Annotated in this window: 15 protein-coding genes; 9 read left to right on the plus strand and 6 right to left on the minus strand. The window is 31.9% G+C overall.

Annotation, left to right across the window (positions count from 1 at the left end; all coding sequences use genetic code 11):
- Positions 1–1,254 precede the first annotated feature (1,254 nt).
- The 3 genes from H7355_RS00005 to H7355_RS00015 are packed head-to-tail and all read left to right on the plus strand — an operon-like array spanning position 1,255 to position 4,294.
- Entirely contained in the window at positions 1,255–2,355 is a 1,101-nt protein-coding gene (locus tag H7355_RS00005; RefSeq protein ID WP_186643597.1) for a DUF819 family protein, read from the plus strand.
- 8 nt (positions 2,356–2,363) lie between these two features.
- Positions 2,364–3,092, plus strand: a complete 729-nt coding sequence (locus tag H7355_RS00010) for a M15 family metallopeptidase (protein WP_186643599.1) — start codon at positions 2,364–2,366, stop codon at positions 3,090–3,092.
- Positions 3,093–3,103: 11 nt separating this feature from the next.
- Positions 3,104–4,294, plus strand: a complete 1,191-nt coding sequence (locus tag H7355_RS00015) for an ATP-binding protein (RefSeq protein ID WP_186643601.1) — start codon at positions 3,104–3,106, stop codon at positions 4,292–4,294.
- 8 nt (positions 4,295–4,302) lie between these two features.
- Here H7355_RS00015 and H7355_RS00020 read toward each other — a convergent pair whose 3' ends face one another.
- From H7355_RS00020 to H7355_RS00040, 5 genes are read right to left on the minus strand one after another with little or no spacing between them, the layout of a single operon-like run.
- A complete protein-coding gene (locus H7355_RS00020; protein ID WP_186643603.1) occupies positions 4,303–4,611 on the minus strand; it encodes a hypothetical protein in 309 nt (102 codons plus the stop codon).
- 18 nt (positions 4,612–4,629) lie between these two features.
- A complete protein-coding gene (locus H7355_RS00025) occupies positions 4,630–6,183 on the minus strand; it encodes a M16 family metallopeptidase (RefSeq protein WP_186643612.1) in 1,554 nt (517 codons plus the stop codon).
- Between the two features lie 12 nt (positions 6,184–6,195).
- Complete coding sequence (locus tag H7355_RS00030) at positions 6,196–7,707, minus strand: M16 family metallopeptidase (protein WP_186643614.1); 1,512 nt, start codon at positions 7,705–7,707, stop codon at positions 6,196–6,198.
- A 6-nt stretch (positions 7,708–7,713) separates the two neighbouring features.
- Positions 7,714–9,867 (minus strand): hypothetical protein, encoded by a 2,154-nt coding sequence (locus H7355_RS00035; protein ID WP_186643616.1) that lies wholly within the window; start codon positions 9,865–9,867, stop codon positions 7,714–7,716.
- Positions 9,867–10,772, minus strand: a complete 906-nt coding sequence (locus H7355_RS00040; RefSeq protein ID WP_186643619.1) for an AAA family ATPase — start codon at positions 10,770–10,772, stop codon at positions 9,867–9,869. The genes H7355_RS00035 and H7355_RS00040 overlap by 1 nt, the downstream gene beginning before the upstream one ends.
- A gap of 236 nt (positions 10,773–11,008) precedes the next feature.
- Here H7355_RS00040 and H7355_RS00045 point away from each other — a divergent pair, with 236 nt between their 5' ends.
- The 3 genes from H7355_RS00045 to H7355_RS00055 all read left to right on the plus strand — a co-directional run bounded on the left by H7355_RS00045 (position 11,009) and on the right by H7355_RS00055 (position 13,639).
- Positions 11,009–11,338 carry a hypothetical protein gene (locus tag H7355_RS00045; protein ID WP_186643621.1) on the plus strand — a complete coding sequence of 110 codons (330 nt, stop codon included), beginning with the start codon at positions 11,009–11,011 and terminating at the stop codon, positions 11,336–11,338.
- 143 nt (positions 11,339–11,481) lie between these two features.
- A complete protein-coding gene (locus H7355_RS00050; protein ID WP_186643623.1) occupies positions 11,482–12,117 on the plus strand; it encodes a hypothetical protein in 636 nt (211 codons plus the stop codon).
- A gap of 253 nt (positions 12,118–12,370) precedes the next feature.
- A complete protein-coding gene (locus H7355_RS00055; protein WP_186643625.1) occupies positions 12,371–13,639 on the plus strand; it encodes a glycosyltransferase in 1,269 nt (422 codons plus the stop codon).
- On the opposite strand, the gene H7355_RS00060 is transcribed toward H7355_RS00055, so the two are convergent.
- Positions 13,640–15,070 (minus strand): glucose-6-phosphate isomerase, encoded by a 1,431-nt coding sequence (locus H7355_RS00060; RefSeq protein WP_186643627.1) that lies wholly within the window; start codon positions 15,068–15,070, stop codon positions 13,640–13,642.
- Between the two features lie 206 nt (positions 15,071–15,276).
- On the opposite strand from H7355_RS00060, the gene betB reads away from it, so the two are divergent.
- The 3 genes from betB to H7355_RS00075 all read left to right on the plus strand — a co-directional run bounded on the left by betB (position 15,277) and on the right by H7355_RS00075 (position 21,237).
- Entirely contained in the window at positions 15,277–16,707 is a 1,431-nt protein-coding gene (gene betB / locus H7355_RS00065; RefSeq protein ID WP_315861823.1) for a betaine-aldehyde dehydrogenase, read from the plus strand.
- Positions 16,708–17,200: 493 nt separating this feature from the next.
- Complete coding sequence (locus H7355_RS00070) at positions 17,201–19,120, plus strand: S41 family peptidase (protein ID WP_186643635.1); 1,920 nt, start codon at positions 17,201–17,203, stop codon at positions 19,118–19,120.
- 161 nt (positions 19,121–19,281) lie between these two features.
- On the plus strand, positions 19,282–21,237 hold the full coding sequence (locus H7355_RS00075; RefSeq protein WP_186643638.1) for a S41 family peptidase: 1,956 nt from the start codon (positions 19,282–19,284) through the stop codon (positions 21,235–21,237).
- Positions 21,238–21,314 lie beyond the last annotated feature (77 nt).

Genomic DNA, 21,314 nt, shown 5'->3' on the forward strand with positions numbered 1-21,314 from the left:
TTTTTTTATTCGAATAAAACTCCAAATCGGTTTGCGTAATATAAGCAATATTTACTGTATTTCTTGAAGTAATTCTATGAGCTACCGTATATTTATTTTCACTTAGTAATCTATTTGCTCTGATACCGTTTTCTATTACTAATTCAGCCTTTTCAATTGAAGTCGGAGAATAGGAATTTTTTACTATGTGAAGTGCATTATTGATTTTTATTAATATTTCTTTTTGAAGAGAAATATTTTTTCTATTATTTTCAGAACCTTGGATTACTAAAAATGTAGGTTATTTCGATCCATGTTTTTTTATAATTCGAAATATTTACGTTGAATTTTCTAGTTATGATATGGAGAAAATTAAAAAGTCTTTAGATAAAAATGATAAAAATTTAAATTTAGATTCAATATTAAAAGAAATAGAGAATGAGCCTGATTTCAATAAAACGAGTTAAGAAGATTTTAAAAACAAATTAAGAATGAATAATAGAAAATAATTTTTAAAATGTATCTTCAATGGGAGCAATCGCAATTTTTTTGGGATTTAATCGTATTAAAACTTTTAATTGGATTCTCTCTTGGGCTGAATGAGAGTTGAACAATTTTCTATAAGTTGCAACTATCATTTGTACAGTATAAGTCGGTGCTATGCATCATAAATTTCTAAATATATTGCACATAAAAGAAGCTCTTTGGGTTAATCTTGAGTGCTAAGATTATTAAATGTGTTTAAACTAGTAAATTCTTTTGATGGTTGCGTCTTGCGATTTGTTCTAAATGTTAAGTTGAGTTAGAAAATTTTGTAATTGAAATTTTGTAAATTATTATATTTCATAAATTTTGCTTTAAATTCTCTTAATTTCATTTTGCTTTATTTTTTATCATATTTTTGATAAATACAAAATTTTATTTTAACAATTTATTTTTAAAAATTAATTCTCTTTTTATCGGATATATTAAGTCAATCTGTCAAGTAAATATTTTTTTTTCAAAAGGAGATCATGTTTACAATATTCATAATTTTTGATCAAAATATGTGCATTTTTAATTGTTTTTAAATAGAAAAAAAATCTATCTATTATATTTTTAATTATAACTTAAATATTGGTAATCTATTGAAAAATAAAGATAAAAATGCAATTCATATTCTTGACAAAATGTATTTTTAATATAACTTTCAAATGTCAACTAAATAGTTTTTTTGGTATTTATTTCCAATCATTTTTCAAAAGCTCTTAAAAATCTAAAATAAATAGGTAAATAATGTCATCGCAATTTCTTCTTCTAATAGTTAGTGGTTCAGCTCTGTTTTGTTATGCAATTGAACGTCGTGTTGCTTGGATCGCGCACGTGAGTAGTGTCGGTTTATTAATTTTTTTAGCTATGCTCTTAAGTCAATTAGGTTTAGTACCATCTCATTCAGAGTTGTATGATTTATTTCAAGGGCCTTTTGTACTTACAGCAATTATATTGCTGATTCTTGATTTTAGAATTCAAGATATACTTAAGGTGCCAATTAAAATTATAGCTGTGTATGTCTTTGGGGCATTTGGAAGTATTTTAGGAGGTCTGATTGCGGGAGCAGTTGCAGCAAATAGTTTAGGAATAGATGCATATAAAATAGCTGCGCAGCTTACAGCAAGTTATATTGGTGGTGTCGAAAATGCGGCTGCCATGCAAAAGTTACTCGAAATTCCAAATACCTACTTTATAGCAGTTTTAACTGTTGACATTGTTGTGACCTGTCTTTGGCTGCAGCTAGTAATATGGTATGGTAACGATAAAGGCGAAGAAATAAAAATTTCTGAAGAGGAGGGGACTCCACTTGAAGGAGTTAGAGTAAGTATTGTTAGTATTTTAACTTGTTTATTTGTTTCTTTAGGTATTTTAATTCTTTCTAGTTTCCTAGCAAAAAATATTGGTTTTATGCATAAAATTTTATGGTTGAGTATTCTTGCTTTGTGTGCAGGACAAATTCCATTTTTAAGAGCTCAATTTAAATCTGCATATGTGCTTGGAGCAGTCTTATTTGCTGGATTCTTTTTCAGTGTGGGTGCTTCAACTGATTTTAAAGCTATACTTCAACTTCCTAAAGTTTTAATTCTTATGCCTTTTATTGTTATTTTCACGCATGGTCTTTTTATAATTATTTCAGCTTATATTTTTAAACTGAATAAAATCGTTTATTCAGTAACTTCACAATCGCTTATTGGTGGACCAGGATCAGCTGTAGCTGTTGCGCAAGTGAGAAAATGGAAGAGCGGAGTTGCAATAGCTATTATTCTTGGTATTTTAGGTTATTCTATCGCCAATTTTTTTGGAAAGTTTGTATTCAATTTTCTTCAATTTATTTCACCTCTGTAAGGAAAAATATGATAAAGCAATTTTATGAAACACCAATAGAATTCGTTTATAAAACTCCCAGTCAAGAGGATATTAATTGGTTGAAGGCAAATGCAAAGCCCATGCCTATCGATCAAAACTTCCGCATAAAATCTTTGCATTCTTATAAAGAATTAAAATTAAAGGGTGTACTAAACAAGATGTACACGCGGTCAGCTTTGGTATTAAAATTAAATCAAATTCTTGAATGTCTTCCGCACAATTTTAGTTTTATAATCTTTGATGCCTTTCGAACAATTGAAACTCAGTTTGATTTATTTAGATATATCTATGAGCAACAAAAAGATTTACACCCAGCATTAAGTCATGAAGAAATTTTTGTCAGAACCAAGGAATTTGTCGTTCATCCTGACGAAACTTCTCGCTATAAAATTCCTCCACACAATAGCGGTGGGGCGGTTGACCTCACTCTGGCTGTGGATGGAAAAGCTTTAAATATGGGAACAGACTTTGACTGCGTTTCTGATTATTCACATACGAATTGGTTCGAGCAAAATTTTTCAGAAGGATCAGGTTATACTAAAGAAGAATGGTCTGATATTCGGAAAAACCGCCGTTTATTATTCAATGCTATGAAACATGTTGGTTTTGTTAATTATACTGCTGAATGGTGGCATTTTACCTTAGGTGATTGTAGTTGGGCAATAACCCACGATCTAGATTGGTATTATCCATCTTTGGAATCAGAATTATTATAGAGAGCAATTTCATGCGAGCTATCTATAATGTTAAAATCTTAGAAAGTACCAGTAGTTCACCCATTATTTATAAAATTTTGGGCACTTTTTTTGCGTTTTGGATGGTGCTATCTCTTTTTTCATCATTAATCCTTTTAGGAGTTTTGCAGGATTTAAGCTTACAAGGAACGTATTCATCAAGTTATGGAAATTTTTTTTTCATATGGGTATTTTTATCAATTATCGTTCATTTTTTATTATGGATTTTATTGAGGAATAGTATTTCGCCTTTAGTTCAGCTCATCACCCACTTCAAAAATTCAGAAACTTTGCAAGAACTGGAAATTCCAAAAAATTTATCCGAAGAAATAACCGATCTCTTTCAAATTTTAAACAAGTCAATTTTGAATTTAAAAGCTTTGCAAGAAAAAACAATTGAAGCTGAAAAAAACGCTGCTATTGCACTAACAATCCAGCTTTTAGCACATGACGTTCGCCAACCTTTTTTAATGTTGCAGACAATTTTAAAGACCTTATCCCTGCAAAAAGATATGACACAAATAAATAACTTAATTAAGACACTTGTACCTCAGGTCGAAAAAAATTTTCAAAAAGTAAATGGGATGCTGTTAGATGTTATGGAAATGGGTTATCATTCTGAAAAATTAGTATTGGAATCCATTTGTCCAGAAAAATTAATTTTTTCAGTCGTCAAAGAAAATTTGCAAATTTACAATAATACTGACATCACTTTTATCTTTGACTTTTCCCATAAGCACAAGATTAGGGTAAATATAAGTAAAATTGAGAGAGTTTTTGCTAATATATTACTCAATGCTTTGCAGGCAATGAACTTTAGTGGGAAAATATGGATACAAACCCGAGAAGTTTTAATTGAGAAAAACCTTTTTATAGAATTTTGTATAGGTAACAACAATTCATTTATTGAGAATGAAGATATTAAAAATTTATTCAATGCATTTTTTACAAAAGCAAAAAAAAGCGGGACAGGATTAGGTCTTGCTGCAGCAGAAAAAATCGTGCAGAGCCATGGAGGGCGAATCTGGTGTCAATCGGTAAAAAATGATCTTTACAAAACAGGTATGGTCGAGTTTTATTTTACTATATTGGCTTCTGAAGAACTCGCTGTGGGAAAGAAATTAAATTTTCCTACTCACAGCTCTGAACTTTATCAAAATAAATTTGAACGAAGGATAATTTAACAGTGTACTTAACTTTCTGTTACTTTGGCTCCGTTTGACTCAAGAACTTTTGCTAATTTACCTTCAATGTCTCCACGCAATGCTTTGTGAGTAAGTGCTATTTTTTCAGAACTGTGGGTACAGCTAAAACCATTATCTTCATTTTTAATATTGAAGATAACCTCACTTTTTCCAAGCTTAGAAAACATAATTACGATATTATTTTCCTTTACACTCATACTTGCAATTTTGCCAAGCTCTCGACCTGCTAAAGAATCTGTTACTTTTTTTATAAAATCAGCAGGAGAAGAGGACTCAACTGCAAAAGACTTAATCATAAAAGGTCTCCTTAAAAATTACATATATGGCTTCGTCAAAGAACTTAATTCGCTCACATGGCTTAAGTCAAGGGCATCAATCTTTTTTAGAAGTTTTATCTGCTCATCGTTGGGATTACCCATAATAACGAGAACTGGAACAATTTCTGAATCTGAAAGTCTTTTGAGAGTTTCATTTAAATTTTTTACACTGCGCTGTTTGTCTAGTTTTGCAAGTGTAAATTCAACTGGATTTACACTCGGCAATTGCCCTTTTATCAGTTGTGTGAGAATTTCATCACTTTTGTTAAATACTGTTGATTCACTTGCAAGCATTCTATTTATCATTGAGGTTCTTGCATTATCGAGTTCTTCTTGAGAAACTCCCTCTTTAATAAATTTATGCCATGTCTGCGTAGCAATGCGTATTGCTTCAGCAATTCTTTCATTTGGACTTTGAAAATTGAGATAAAAAACTCCGACATCTGTGTTAGGGAATAGAAGTGTGTCATTAAAATAGGCATGTGGTGAATAACTTATTCCTGAGTCTGCACGCATGGCTTTTGAAAAGCGATCATTACCTATTACGCCACCAGTAGAGGAAAATATTTCTTCTAAAATATCAAATTGAGTTGTTTCAATGGAATTGAGTTTGCCGAATTTTGGGTAATAGTAACGTAACGATACTGTGGATTGGGACATATCAGATTTCTTAATTATCACTGTGTTAATTTTTTTAGCATTTTGAGTATTCATTTTTCTCGATGGATACCAGGTTTTAATTGATGGCTCGAGATAAGGTATTTTACCGACAAGTTGTCGAAGGGAGTCAAAATCTTTTTGCGTAAAAGAACCTGAAATAGATACATTCAGGCCATTTTTAGAAATTGTTCTTTTATAAATATTTTTAATCTGATCGTAGGTCACCTTTTTAATAACACTTGGTGAAACTCTTTCAATGGATTTAGCAAAATAATGTTCTTTGCCGAAAGCAAGTTTAGTTGCCTCGATATCAATAAAACGATACTGTTTTTCAATTGTATTACTATCCATTAGATTATTAAATGCATCTATAGATTGTTGCTTCCATAAATCAAGAGCTTTTTCTTCAAATTTGGGTTTCAAAATCATATTGTTTACAAGAGATAGCAATCGAGGAAAGTCCTCTGATAAAGCATCGGCAGTGATAACAAATTGTCCTAATGGTGTAATACTAGAGCGAATATTTATTCCATATTCAGTGGTGTAATTTTGTATTTGATCGAAATTTAAATCGCCAAATCCTCCAAGTGTGATAAGATCTGAAAATGCACCAAAAGCAGTTCTTTCACTTTCAGGAAAAGCATAGACACCGCCTGAAAATACGAATGTAACTTTAAATTTCAATGCTGTGCTGCTGTGTAAGCTATAAATTGCAGCCCCTCCATCAACAGGAATTCTTGTGTAGTTAATACTTGGCCACTTAATAGATCTCCAATCGAGTTCTACTGGTTTTATAGACACAGCTGGTCTTATACTCTTCAGTGAATCTTGAGAAAATGCAGATGGAAATGTCGCACAAGATAATAAAAGTGAAATGATTTTAAAATTCATGTATCTGATTCCTTATCGAATACTTTTTTGAAATTCTGCATACATATCTGAACATGTAGGTGCTTCCTGAGGGGTTACTATCCCTGTGAGATAGTATTTTTGTGGAGAAATATTTTCGTGTATCCACTGTCTTAAATTTTCAGTAGTAATTGATTTAACTATTTTTTCTGCTTGTCCAGAAGCATTAAAATCATTTAGAAAAAAAGTATTATCTAGCACAGTATTGGTTAAAGCCGTCATTCTTTCAGCAGTGTCAGCATTTGAAACAGCAAGTTGTTTTAAAATTTGTCTTCTTATTTTTTCGCTAATTGGTTTATTTAAAACCTCTTGAACACCTTTTTGCCAAAATTGGAGGACTGGTTCATATTTTTGTTCTTTAGTTAAAGAGAAATTAACAACAAATGGATTGTTTTGCTTCTGCCAATAAGTTTTGTAGAAATTAAAATCGGTGACGAGTTTGTCCTTCACCAAACGACGTTCAAAAGTACCATTTGGATTGTCATCAAGCATAGCCTGAAAAACAATGGAGTAAATTAATTCCTTTAGATTCCCATTAGCTGCTGGATAAACAATTTTAAATCTTTTGTTAAAAATAGGTGCGCTGCATATAAATTTTTTACCAAGGTCACGTGTATAATAATCAGCAGGATATTTTGCATGTTGCTCTGTTACTTTACCTTGCCAAGAAGAGAAATATTTTTGCACCATTTGAGCGACATTTTTTTGTTCGAATGGCCCACCCACAATCATAATTGTATTATCTGGTGTGTAGTATTTTTCATAAAAGCTTTTGGCTGCATTTATACTCATTTCTTCAACATCTTTTTTCGATCCAATAGTCAACCATTCCATTGAAGTGCCACGTTCAGTGATGCTGCGAATAAACTCGTTACTGCGTTGAAGAGGGTCATTTTCTACTCGTAATTTTCTTTCAGAGATAACGGCGCCTTTTTCAATTGAAAAATAAGGTTCTGCAAGGTCGAGTTTCGTAAAGCGATCTGCCTCAAGTTTTAACATAGTTTCCAATGCTGGCCCGGGAAAAGTTGTATAAAAAGTAACAAAAGAATCGCTCGTGCCTGCATTGCCACTTCCGCCAACGGAATTAATTGTGCGATCATAATATCCTTCAGGATGGTCTTTTGTTTTTCTAAACATCATATGTTCAAAAAAATGTGCTAAGCCTGTGATGCCTTTTTGCTCTCTATTGCTACCAGCATCAAGAATAAATTGAATTGTTGCAATTGGATTTCTATTGTCAGGAATGACTATAAATTTTAAACCATTTTCTAGTAAATATTGATAAGCTTGAATAGATGAGCCAGGAATTATGGGAGCTGATTGGATAAATTTAGGTTCAACATTGGTTTTTTGAACAGAAGTTACTTCTTTTGCTTTTGGTAGATCTAAAGCTACTGGTGCTGCATAAGTAAAATTTGGAATAATACTGATAAAGGCAAGAGAATAATTTTTTATGAAAAAATCAGTCATTTTCTTGCGCGTTTGTTTTAAGTCAAGATTGCGCATTTTAAATTAATCCTTTCTAATATATTTTTGTGCATACTCCCGAACTCCAGCTTCAGCAAGAATATGAAATGTGCGAACAAGACGAATGTCTTCTGGAGGAAATTCATCGAGCTTTGCATAAATGATGCTTTTCCCACTTTGTTTTAAAATTTTTAGGATGTGTTGGGAAGGGGGATGATTGGAAATAAATAAGATATTTTTATGTGCAGTCGACAAGGCTCCTGCTAATATTAAACATTCTGTAGAATTTTGTGCGTAATGTGTAATAAAAGGATTTCCCCAAGGGTTTTCCATTCCACTTGGGAGCGGTATGACTGCAAATCCACCGAATTCACTTTTCGCAATTCCTGGACCAATAAGTTTGTCCTTAAATGGGGTCGCATAAAACATAAGATTGCTATCATCATGCTGTTCAGCCAGCCAAAAGGATTTCCAAGAATAATAACTATCTTTATTTGCTTCTGCAAAACTAAATACAACGGCACCTATATCAGCTTTGCCTAGGTGTTGTAAATCTTTAATTATTATTTTTTCTTTATGCCAATTTCTAATTGTTTCTCGTAAATCTAAGCCATCACAAAAATCTGCTTGTAATTCACGAAAAACGATTTCTTGTGAGTGGAGTTTTTCTTTCATATTCTTTTTTACATTGGCAGCTAAACGCTCCATGAAAATATCTTCACTTGGAAAGGAACAAGAATAGGGATGATCTTCATTTACCCATGAATTATCTGCATATTTTTCTTCACTCACGGGTTGAACTTTATATGCTTTTTTTGCTTTATCAACAGATTTAAGTTTAGTCTTATGAAAACTTTTTTTGCTTTGCAGTGTTTCAAATTTTTGTATACTTATTTTTGTCGTATTTTTTATAAAATGATTCAGAGGTAAATGCACAATTGGTAAAGTCGATGAAAAGTTAGAGTTTATAGGAAAATCTTTACATTCTTTTAGTAATTCAAAGGCGAAGTTTGAGTCTATCACAGCACTTGCTGATAATAAGAGATCGAAAGTGCTTGGGAAAAGTGCGTTTCGATCTTGAGCAAGGCGATATACAAAACGAAAATAATCTCTTTCTTGGCCAGCATTGATTTTAAATTTTGTCCATTCTGCATATCGCTCGGCTGTTCTTATAAAGGCCTGTGAAAAACTGTATCGAGCAAATTCTAACCAACTTTTTATTTTTTCATTCTTTTTAAGAAGATCATGGACAAAAAAACCTGGTACAACAGCATAATCTGCAGCTGTTTCTGGAGTAGGTTGGCATAAATACAAATTTCTTGCATGATTTTTGCTTTTTAAATTCTTAAAATCAATAATGTTTTTGCTAAAAATATTATTGAATTCATTTTTATTTTTAAATAATTTTAGGGTACTTTCTATTTTTTTAAATAATTCAATTCCACAAATAATAAGGATTTCATCGTCAGAATGGGAAATTATATATTTAATAATTTTATGTGCTGTCTGCTCAAGATTATTATGGATATAATTATGATTATCTCCGCTCAAATTTAAAGACTCACGCAATTTTAACTGCAACCAAGTGAGACTCGCACCAGATGTTTGTAATTCTGGAGAGAGGTAAGATGATAGATTGGGATTTAATTTACTTAAAATTTGCCATTGCAAATAACTTTCAATCCCTCCAACACAATAAATCTCAACGGGATTGGTAAAGAGCTTATTTAGGATAAAACGGCGAGAATCGAGCGATTCAACAAAAACAACAGGATTATTTTGCATTTGTGCAATGAGATTGTCATCGCTTTCCTGATAGGTAGATTGTTCGATTGTTTTTTTACTTGCAAGTGTCACAGGGTTAGGAAAACTTTTTATGAGTTGAGGAAGAATTTCGCTCGTTTCTTCGGGCCAATCAACTAAAATATGTGTGCATTTCTGCAATGGATTTTGAGGAGATTGTATTATATTTTTTAAGATACAATTCTCTTGCAAATTCATATTGCAAAGGGGTAAAAAGCTAACGTTACAATTGGTTATATACTTTTCAAGAAATTGAGAACGAATTCTCCCAAGAGTAAATTCCCAACCTAAAAAGCTTTCTTCATCTTTAAAGTTTTTTAGGCGTGCTTTCTCAAACTCAAAAAAATAATTGTCAGATAATTGAATTTTTTTACCTTTTAATTTTTGATTTTTCATCACACTGGTCTTAAATTTGGGCGTGAAGAATTATTGTCATTTTGCATTTGATCATCAGAAGGAAAATATTTCAAAGCTTCTTCTCCTAGAATAGAATAAACACTCGTTTTTAGAGCTTTAGGTAAACTCAATTCTTTATTTAAGGAACGGAGTCTTTGAGCGTATTTTGCAATTTGAATTCCATCTCGAACGGAATATGTTTCGTCATATTTATGAGCGATGGATAAAAAACTGACGAGCAAAGTTAATAAATTTTCTTCGACATAGGGAACTGCATAACGAACAATCCGAGCTTCTGTTTCAATATCGGCAAAATCTAAAAATATTTGTGGATTGAGTCTGCTTTGTATATATTCTGGTAAATCGTAAACACTTGAATCATCATTCATTGTCGTAACAAAACGAAATTCTTTATGTGCATGTAAACGAACTCCAGCAATAACAGAATCTACATAACGTCTGTGATCAAGCAACGAAGCTAAACTTGCCCAACTTTTTTCCGACATTCTGTTGCCTTCATCCAAAATACACACACCTCCAACGATCATTGCTGTCACGAGTGGACTTGCAACATATGAAATTTGTTTTCCTTCAGTGATGACTGGAGTGATGATGAGGTCATCTGGACGAGTGTCGCTTGTGCCTTGCATTAAAAAGACAGGATAATTTAGCTCACGTGCAACGGCTACGGCTAAAGTTGTTTTACCTACACCAGGTTTGCCCACAAGGCGGGGATTCATTGGTAAATCATCCTGAGAAAGGCGAAGCCAAGATGCTCTCAATTGATGCGCAGAAATATCATTTCCCAACCAATTTGCATCGACTTCATACTCTTTTGCTAAGCGAACTGTGATGTTACCTATTTGAACGTGATCTTGTTTTATATCCATATTATTTTTTGTCATTTTATTTCCTTTCCCTAATCGGGGCATTTTGAGATTACCCTAAGTTTATGTAACGGGAAAGAATGTAAGGCGGAGCTTTATTTTTGTGCGTTTATAATATTTTACAATAGATAAAATAATATAAATAAATTTAATATATTTATAATTAATATAAAGTAATTTGTTATTTATTTTGTTTTTTATAAATATATTGTTTCCGGTAGAAATGGTGAAAAATAAACTTAGACGGTGAAAATGTGAGTGTAATAGTCTATTTTTTTCCAGGCACTTTTCCCGAGGAGCATAAATTCTTGCTGGGACTAGGTGTGCACGGTGAAAAGGCTCAAGGATCTGATTCAGCATATTCGAATAAAATCAATTATATTTCTTTTCAAGTAGGTGGAGAAATTGGCTTTAAAATTAATGATCCAAATTGGCTCAGTGTATATAGTATTATTTCTTTTAATTATTCTCCTAGTACTATGTATAAAAATTATTTAATAATCAATGGGTGTGCTGTAACAGAGAGTTTAAAGATAAACAAAACTCACCTGAAAATAAAGAATATTAAAGCTGCTGATTTATAATCCTTTATTAACACTGTTCATTTGAGATTAATATAAAAAAATAAAAAGTGTCAAAATATATTTCAAACTCTAATATTTGTTAATTTAATTAATATATGATAATTTTTATAAAGATGTATTTAAATTAATGAAAAGGAGATAAGATGCAACTTAGGAAGTTTTATTTAATAATTATTCTTCTCAGTTTATACTTTGCTCTATCTCTCGAAAGAAATATTTACTCTTCTGAGCTCATGGTTGAGGGAGGTTATTCTAAAGTTACTTTTGGAGAAAGTACTTTTGAAGGAGAAAATGCAAGTTTAAGAGTCTATTTTTTTCCAGGTTCAGGAAACACATCTCAGTTTTTACTTGGGCTCGGCGTGCGTGGAGAAATGACCCAAGGGTCTACCTCAACTACTACTTACACAAGTTCGAGCAAGTATAGTATTTTTCAAGTGGGTGGTGATGCTGGATTTAAAATAAAACCAGCAGATTGGATAAACTTATATACAATTATTTCTTTAAACATTTCTCCATATGCAGCATATGAAAATGATTTAACAGTTGGCGGTAGTTCACAGGCGATAAATCCTACTGTAAATTCAGATTGGAATATCGGTGCAAGCTTTAAAGCATCCATAAATTTATCAAATAGATTTGCAATAGGTGGAAGTGTTTTTGTTGCAAGAGGTGTATCAAATTATGCAGATGCAACGTTTAATAATGTGACTGTTTCTGGTTCTTCTGGTGGATATAATATTTTAAATTATAATATAATTATTTCTTATCTTTTTAATTAATGATCTATTCGTTTCAGGTAAATGCATCTCAAGTATGAAATCTTTTATGATCTTCTTTTTTTATGCATAGAATAAATTATTTGAGTTTTATTTCAATCACTTTAATATGAATTAATTCTGTTAAGTTCTAAAGTCAAACAATTATCCGGCAATTTTTTTTTTTTTCTATATATAGACTTTATTTCATTTTTAAGTGAGAATAAAATGCATAAATTTTTTCATTTATAGTTTATTTTAAAAAGAGGAAAAATCCATGAGTAAAATACTTTTAACAACATATGGCTCATATGGAGATTTACATCCTTTTATTGCAATGGGAAAAGCACTTATCAATGTTGGACATAAAGTAACTCTTATGAGCCATATACAATACAAAGAGATAGTCGAAAATTTTGGAATTCATTTTATACCAATGCGTCCAAGCGAAGAAGATTTTGGCTCAGATGATGTATGGCCAGGAAAAGCGCATGATCCCAAAACAGGGACGCTGTATTTTATGAAGGAATTGATACTTCCATATTTAAATGAAAGTTATGAACTACTCGAAAATGAAATACCAAAATACGATCTTGTTATTCCCCATACATTTACATTTGCGGCACCATTGGTTGCTGAAAAGCACAATATTCCATGGCTTTCCTGCTTATTGCAGCCATGTGCTATTTTTTCTGCTTATGATCCTCCATTTGTAGGGAAATTTAAATATTTAAGTTATATTAAGTTTTTAGGGCCTCGTGTTTTAAATTTAATATGTCATTTAATGATGAAAGATTTTAATAAAAATTTAAAACCAGTTGTGCAATTAAAAAAAAAATTAGGTTTAGAAAATAATTATAAAAGGGGTGCAATTTGGGATTATTCTAAAAACGGAATTTTAGCATTATTTCCAAAAGAGTTTTCTATTGAAAAACCTGATTGGCCTAAGGAAATTTACAATTTAGGTTTTCCATTATTTGATCAAGAAAACTCAAATGATATATCATCGGGATTAAGGAATTTTATTGATAAGGGTGAGGCGCCCATTGTATTTACTCTTGGATCCACTATAGTCAAAACAAAAAATGATTTTTATATAAATGCCTTTAAAGCAATTAAAGAGATCGGTTGCCGTGCTATCTTTTTAGTCGGAAAAAAACCGCAAAGAATCCCAGAGCAAGCTTATCTCTCATCAAATATTTTTATTTCGAATTATGAACCTTTTTCAGTTTTGTTCCCTTATTGTTCTATGGTTGTACACCAATGTGGAATAGGCACAACAGGGCAAGCGCTTGCAGCTGCAAAACCACAGATTCTTATTCCATTTTCGCATGATCAACCAGACAATGCTCGAAGAGTTGAAAAACTTGGGATAGGAATTTCTATCCAAAGCCAGAATTTAACACAAAAAAATTTAGTTCAAGCAATAAAAAAAATCAAATTCACTTTATCATTTGCTCAAAATGCTGAGAAATTTGCGCAAAATATAAGACAAAATAAATTTGATGAAAATTTAATAAATATTATCAATAAAAAATTAAAATAATTATCGACTCGTATGTCCAAGAGAACGCAAACGATTGCCACTGTTTAAGCGACTGCGGATGTGCGCTGCTTTGTCAGCATAACCAGGTTTACCCATTAATGCGAACATATTATTTTTGTAATCTTCAACTCCTGGTTGATCAAAAGGATTTATTCCTCTTGCATAACCACCAACACCACAGGCAAACATATTTATGTACATCCAATATCCAAGCCACCATGCATTCATTTCAGGAAGTTCCCAAATAAGTGTGGGAACTTTACCATCCGAATGTGCTAAAAATGTTCCCTGTTGCGCTTCATTTTGAACGTGAGAAAGTTCGTGACCAGTTAAGAAATCAAATCCATCATTTAAAGAACAATTTGGAATTTTAATTTTTCTTTTTAGAGATCCTTTTGCAAGGGAATATTCATCTGTAACCTTTAAGTGGGTTGCAAATAAATGTCTTTCGCCATCCTGAAAATATTGGCCTAGAGAATGTAAATCTGTTGTGAAGTTAGCGCTTGCAGGAAATATCCCTGAATTTTCTTTGCCATCGCTCTCACCGAAGAGCTGCTTCCACCATTCAGCGATGCCTTTTGCTTTAGGTGACCATGTGCAGAGGGATTCTATTTTATATTTATTTGTATACAGAATATTGCGAATACCTGCATAACAAAGGGCAGGATTTGTTTCAAGAGAATGGTTTTTTTCGGAAGTGCTATCATAAAATGCTTGTTCGGCACCTGCAACAAATTCTGTTACATTAACGCCAGCAATAGCTAAAGGTAACAATCCAACAGGCGTAAAAATAGAGTAACGACCTCCAATATTTTTAGGTATTGGATAATGTGGATAGTTATTCTCTTTGGCAATTTTTAATAAGGTTCCATCATTGGGATCGGTAATAGCAAATATCCTGTGACTTGCTTCTTCACAGCCAAAGCGATCATCTAAGTATTGCTTTAAAATACGAAATGCCAATGCAGGTTCTGTTGTCCCACCTGATTTTGAAACTACGATGAGACTTGGGGAATAAGAATCTAATGCATCAAGTAATTCAGAAAGTTCATCGAGGGCAATATGATGTCCAGCCCAAAATAGAATCGGCCGGCGGTGGAGAGACTCTTGATTCACAATTGCAAAAGAGTGCGTTAGAGCTTCATAGACAGCTTTTGTACCTAGTAGGCTTCCGCCTATGCCAACGACAACAACAGCATCGGAATGATTACAAATAGTTTCCACCTGTTTTTTAATGGATTTTAGAACAGATTGTGCCTCATCCTTTACATAATCTACCCAGCCTGTAAATTCAGGGCTTTTCCCTTTACCTGTGATAAGAGATTTTTTGGCTGAAATAAGATTGCTTGTTTCATTAGCTAAATGTTTTTCAATAGGAAAAACATCGTGAACTTTTGTCCAATCCAATACTAATCTTTTCTCTTGTGTCATGTCATCATTCTCCTAAAAAAAACAGCACAGTCACATCAATCCATCACACAGACTTTATTCATTTGCAATAGGATAGAGCTTAACCAGAAAATTACAGTTATTAAAATAATATAAATATGTAAATATATATTGCAAATTTAAAATAATTCTTAATAATTATTAAATTGAAAATCGTGAAATTGTTAAGTATAGTTTTTCTGATAGAAGTGAAACTATACTTAAAAGGAAAAATTATGCAAAAGAATTTCTCGAATCACTCCCCAGCGACTGGTAATAAGATATGTGAAATTGAAATAACAAGCCCAGAGGCACTGCAAGAAGTGATAATAAAAGCTCATTCTGCTTTCGAAATTTGGGCTAAAATGAGCGGGTTTGAGCGTGGAAAGATTTTGTCAAAAGCAGCGCGCATTATCCGTGAACGCTGCTTTGAAATTGCTCAACTTGAAGTTTTAGACTCTGGTAAACCTATAAGCGAAGCTCTCGAAGTTGATATCCCTTCTTCTGCTGATGCTCTAGAATATTATGGTGGTTTGGCTCCGAGCATTCATGGTGATCACATTCAATTAGGTCGCTCTTTTGCATACACAAAGAGGGAACCTATTGGTATTTGTGCAGGAATTGGTGCTTGGAATTATCCATTTCAAATTGCTGCGTGGAAATCTGCACCTGCATTGGCAAGTGGCAATGTTATGATTTTTAAACCATCGGAATTAACCCCAATGACAGCAGTGAAATTGGAACAAATATACTTAGAAGCCGGTATGCCTGCAGGTGTGTTCCAAATAGTGCAAGGTGGTAGAGACGTGGGAGAAATGCTTTCATTGCATCCAGAAATTCGAAAAATTTCCTTAACAGGATCCATTCCTACAGGAAAAAGAATTGTAGAAAATTCGGCTAAAAATTTAAAACAAGTGAGTCTAGAATTAGGAGGAAAATCACCTCTTATTATATTCGATGATTTTGATATTGATAAAGCAACATCTATAGCAATCCTAGCGAATTTTTACACTCAAGGTGAAATATGCTGCAATGGAACAAGAGTATTTGTGCATAAAAAAATAAAAGAAAGGTTTTTAGAAAATTTAATACAGAAAGTTACAAAAATAAAAATTGGAGATCCATTTGATTCCACGACCCAAATGGGATCACTTATAAGTAAACAACATTTAAATCGGGTTTTAGATTATATTGAGTCAGGTAAAGCAGAAGGTGCAACCCTATTATGTGGTGGGGCTCAGCCAGATTGGAGCCCAAGTCAAGTAAAATTTGCTAACGGAAATTTTATTTTACCGACAGTATTTTCTAATTGTCATGATGAAATGCGAATAGTGAAAGAAGAAATATTTGGGCCAGTTATGTCTGTGCTCGATTTTGAAAGTGAAGATGAAGTTATTCGCAGAGCAAATAGCACTGAATATGGATTGGCTGCTGGTGTACTCACCAACAATTTAAAAAGAGCACACAGAGTCATAGATCAAATTCAAGCAGGAATGTGTTGGATAAACAATTATAATTTATCACCTATAGAAATTCCATTTGGTGGAGTTAAAGGTTCTGGCTTTGGTCGCGAAAATGGTTTAGCTGCTATTGAATGTTACACTCAATTAAAAACAGTTTATGTTGAAATGGGAGAGTGACGAAGTATTTTTTTGGCGGGATTTTAAACATATAAGTCTCGATTATTTTCTTATTTCTCGGTAAAAGAAACAGCATACTTTCAGGGCAGAGTTTCTGACCACAAATGCCCATCAAGAATGCTTATCTTTTACCTAAATTGCAGTCTAAATTTGTTAACTTATATTTTAAAATCGTTTTTTGGGTGACTTCAAGAGTTACGTTCAGGCCTGACTTCATCATTCTCCGCTGCGTCGTAAAAGTTAATGTTACTTAGCATAAATTATGAGTGGACGAATTAAATACAAAACCGATCTGAAAAATTATTAAGCAATTGAGAATTTTCTCAAAATATTATTAATGCTTAGTTTTTAATCATTTTGTAATATTTTAAAAAATATATAAATTTTAATATTGACATAATATTTTGTTTAAATTATTAATTTATTAATCAATATTTATATTTTTTATAAATATATTATTTTATAATATATTTATTTTTGGGGGGTATGTGCTTTGTCTAAAAAAAGAGTATTTGTTGCCTTAAATTCAATTTTTTTCTTAATATCTTGTAATAAAAATGTTGAAAGTGAAAAACCGCATGTTATTAATGCAATAGAACGTAACAATTCTACAAACAGCATTCAAGAGTGGCATTTACCAGAGCTAAGTATTGCTGAAAAAAAAGATATCGTTAAATCTGTGCAAACGGTTTTCACAGACTTCTATGTAAATAGGCTACAAAAGCTTGAAGAATTTAATTTTGATTCAAAAGAAGCTGTTAAGAATTTAACCGAAAGTATGGATTCTGATATTCTCTTGAAAAATATAATGAATGTATTTAAGCAGTCTCGGGATCTGCACACATCATTTTCATATCCTTACCCTGCCAGATGTTTTTATGCTTCAATACCCTTGGCGGCAACTATTATATATGATGATATAAATGATTCTGAAGGAAAAACTGAAAAGATAATCATCGATGGGCGTCTTTCAAAAAACTTGGATCCACAAACATATACTGAGGAACAAAATCGACAATTTACTTCAATTAATCGTGGTGATGAAATTATCTCCATCACAAATATTGGTGTTGAAGGTGAAACAGCGACTGAAGTTAATGCAAAAGAAGCTTTAAAAATTCTGGAGATAATATCGCAGGGTGCCAATGATGATTCTTCAAAAACAAGATCAGTGAATAATTTATTCTGGCGAAATGGTTCGAGTGGTAAGACTCCAGTCGGGACAGTTAAAATAAAGCTCAAAAAAGCAATTGACGGAAGTATTGACGAGTTTATTATTCCCTGGAAAACGATAATTTCACAAGAAGAAAATTGTGCATACTTGCACACAGACTCTGCGCAGGTTCAAACAAATAATTCAGGATATAAGAATGCTGCGGCTGATATCGAAATTAACGAAACTGATATAACTTTAGAATCAAACATTAAGACGCAATTAATTACATATAAAAATAAAAAAATTGCTTATATTTCAATAGGTATTTTTCTTCCATATGGGCAAATAAATCCAGAAAAATATTTATATATGCGGGAGAAAATATTTGGCAATATTTTAGGATTAAGGGAATTCTTAATTAAGAATAAACATGATATTGATGGTATATTGATAGATGTTCGTGATAACCCAGGTGGTTTTGGAAGTTATGCTCAGTTAGTAGCAAACTTATTTACAAATAATTTCGTTGAAAATATAAAATTTGAAACTCTTGTTTCTCCCACAAACTACCAAACGTTTTATAATCTTGAGCTAAATCGTTACTATAGCAGATTGAACACTTTAGACCCATTAATTAAACCATTATTGGAAACACCTAATCTGATGGGTTACTATTTAAAGGAACAAAGATATCAGTTAGACATTAATCAACGTAAATTTTTTATTTCTCCAGAAAATCTTTTTGATGGTGATGAAAATGATACCTTGCCTTTAAGCTTTAACAAATCAGAAACAGAAATAATAAAACCTATAATAACTGATAAACCTATAGCTGTATTGACAAATAGCAATTGCTATTCAGCATGTGAAGTTTTTGTTTCACATATGAAGGATTATCGAATTGGCAAGATATTTGGCGAGTCCCTCAGGACTGGGGGAGGAGGAGCGAATGTAATTGTTTGGGATGATTTTGTAAAACCAGTTGTAATTAATAACGATGGTGATAAATTACCAATTATCCCTAATGGTACTAAACTTCCTAAAGGAATGAGCATAACGTTCGCATGGAACAAAGTTATTCGGCATAACGCTGAAAATGAAAGAGAAAAATATATTGAAGGTGAAGGCGTTTTGGCTGATTATGTATATAGAAAAACCATTCGAGATCTCGATGAAGACAGTGCTGAGATTAAAACAAAAATATTTGAAGATTTGATAGATGAACATAATTATAGGGGTTTTTATCTTAATCGATAAGAGTTAAAAAAGAATTTTACAATTTAAAATTCTTTTTTAATATAAAAATATTTATAAAATAAAAGTGAATATATTGACAAGTTAACAGTAACTCAATATATTCACTTTTATTTTTCCGGTGTAGACAATTCTGAAATATTTTTTGAAAAAGGATATGCTTTATGCTTCGTCTAAAGAAATCAGTGCTATTGAGTTCTGTTTTATTAACTGTAGCTTGCCAAAAATCTGATCTAAATAATTCTGAAATTCAAATAAATGAGTTGGAAAAAAAGTCTTCAAGTTCTGAAAAATATCAGTGGCAGCTTCCAGAATTAAATTTACAGGAAAAAAAAGACTTAGTCAGTTCAGTTAAAACCGTATTCAACGATTTTTATGTTAATAGAAATCAGAAAGTCATCGATTATAATTATGATGCTATTGCACAAGCAAATAAACTAGATGAAAATATGGATTCTGAAAATTTGTTGAAAAGTACAATGGAGATTTTTTTTAATATTAGAGATTTGCACACAGGTTTTATTTACCCTGTCCCAGCGCGTTGTTATTCTGGTGGTTTTCCAATTACTGTTGGCTTAAGTTACGATGAAAAATATGGATACAAGGAAAGACTTATTGTCTCTGCAAAATTGACACCAAGTTTATCTTTGTCAAATGTTTCTGCAGAAGCAAAATCGGATTTTGAAGCACTTTCTGTTGGGGATGAAATATTAACCATCCGAAACATCGGGATTGAAGGTTATGAAAATCAAGAAATATATGCAAACACTGCGATAGATCTTATCGGAAAAATTGGACGAGGAGCGAATCCAGAAGCTTTTAAATCGCGTGCTTTGCAACGTCTTTTCTCACGCAATGGTCGTTATATTAAAATACCAGAAGGTAATTTCACTTTAAAGGTAAAGCGAGCATCAGATGGAAAAATTGTAAAATACACTTTACCTTGGCTTACATATGTATCTGGTGAGCAAATATGCAATGATTATTTTAATAAAAAGTCACCGAGAATAGAAAATGGTTTAGAGAGCATAGATAATAGTGTTGAAAATATTTATGAAAAAAATAATAAGAAAAATGAAGAAACATTTGTAAAAGATCTTTACACTAACAGCACCTCAAATCAAAATATTGTAAAATATATTGCAAAATATAAAAGAAAATCTATAGCCGTTATTCGGATAAATAGATTTATTCCAGATGGTGATTTTAGCTATTCTGATTATTTAGTTGCAAGAAAATATATTGAAAATGAGGTAAATGATATTCGTAAATTTATTATGCATAATAGAAGTAAAATTCAAGGTGTATTGATAGATGTTCGTGGTAATGGTGGTGGCTTTGGCAGTTTCCCTCAACTCATTGCAAATGCTTTTACACATAAATTTGTCAAAAATTTAGAAGTGCGCCCTTTAGTTTCAAAAACCAATCGAGATACCTTTTATAATTTAGAGATGTCACGTTATTTTGCTAGATTAAATACGACAGATCCAATGCAAGGTCCAAATTTAAGCACAGTTAATGAAATGGATAGCTATTTAGCTGACAGCAATTATAGTGAACAAATTCAATCGAGAACCTTATTACTTTCATCAGCAGATCGCTATGATGGAGATGAAAATGATGCATTGCCAGAAACTTATAACAAAAAAGACACTGAAATACTTAAGCCTGTATTGACAATTAAACCAATTGCTGTTCTGACAAATAGCAATTGTTATTCTGCTTGTGATGTTTTTGTTTCCTTAATGAAAGACTATAAAATTGCCAAAATATTTGGAACTGCAAAACAAACAGGTGGCGGAGGGGCAAACGTAATTGAGTGGAAGGATTTTTTAACTCCTGTAGTTGTTGACGAACTAGGAACCAAAATATCTATTATTCCAAACGGTTCTCAGCTTCCGCGTAATAGTGAAATTCGTTTTGCTTGGAATAAAATATATCGTCCATATGCAGTAAAAGATTATGAGAAATATATAGAAGGAGTTGGTGTTGTTACAGATTATGTTTATAGACAGACAACTCAAGATTTAATAAACAATGATAAAATTGTATTTAGAAAAATATTTGAAGATTTAATCGATCCAAAAAATAGCAAAGGATTTTATTTAAAGCGCTGGTAATTTATTTTAAATATAATTTTCATAAATTTAATCTATTTATTAATATATAGAAATTACATAAATTAAAGTCAATATTA

It is taken from the genome of Fluviispira vulneris (genome assembly GCF_014281055.1).
In the GTDB taxonomy this organism is placed as follows: Bacteria; Bdellovibrionota_B; Oligoflexia; order Silvanigrellales; family Silvanigrellaceae; genus Silvanigrella; species Silvanigrella vulneris.

Bases quoted from the DNA above. Each gene is read 5' to 3' on its own strand.
- H7355_RS00075 (WP_186643638.1), top strand. From the start codon at position 19,282: ATGCTTCGTCTAAAGAAATCAGTGCTATTGAGTTCTGTTTTATTAACT.
- H7355_RS00055 (WP_186643625.1), top strand. From the start codon at position 12,371: ATGAGTAAAATACTTTTAACAACATATGGCTCATATGGAGATTTACAT.
- H7355_RS00005 (WP_186643597.1), top strand. From the start codon at position 1,255: ATGTCATCGCAATTTCTTCTTCTAATAGTTAGTGGTTCAGCTCTGTTT.
- H7355_RS00015 (WP_186643601.1), top strand. From the start codon at position 3,104: ATGCGAGCTATCTATAATGTTAAAATCTTAGAAAGTACCAGTAGTTCA.
- H7355_RS00010 (WP_186643599.1), top strand. From the start codon at position 2,364: ATGATAAAGCAATTTTATGAAACACCAATAGAATTCGTTTATAAAACT.
- H7355_RS00035 (WP_186643616.1), bottom strand. From the start codon at position 9,867: ATGAAAAATCAAAAATTAAAAGGTAAAAAAATTCAATTATCTGACAAT.
- H7355_RS00060 (WP_186643627.1), bottom strand. From the start codon at position 15,070: ATGACACAAGAGAAAAGATTAGTATTGGATTGGACAAAAGTTCACGAT.
- H7355_RS00040 (WP_186643619.1), bottom strand. From the start codon at position 10,772: ATGACAAAAAATAATATGGATATAAAACAAGATCACGTTCAAATAGGT.
- H7355_RS00030 (WP_186643614.1), bottom strand. From the start codon at position 7,707: ATGCGCAATCTTGACTTAAAACAAACGCGCAAGAAAATGACTGATTTT.
- H7355_RS00050 (WP_186643623.1), top strand. From the start codon at position 11,482: ATGCAACTTAGGAAGTTTTATTTAATAATTATTCTTCTCAGTTTATAC.
- H7355_RS00020 (WP_186643603.1), bottom strand. From the start codon at position 4,611: ATGATTAAGTCTTTTGCAGTTGAGTCCTCTTCTCCTGCTGATTTTATA.
- H7355_RS00025 (WP_186643612.1), bottom strand. From the start codon at position 6,183: ATGAATTTTAAAATCATTTCACTTTTATTATCTTGTGCGACATTTCCA.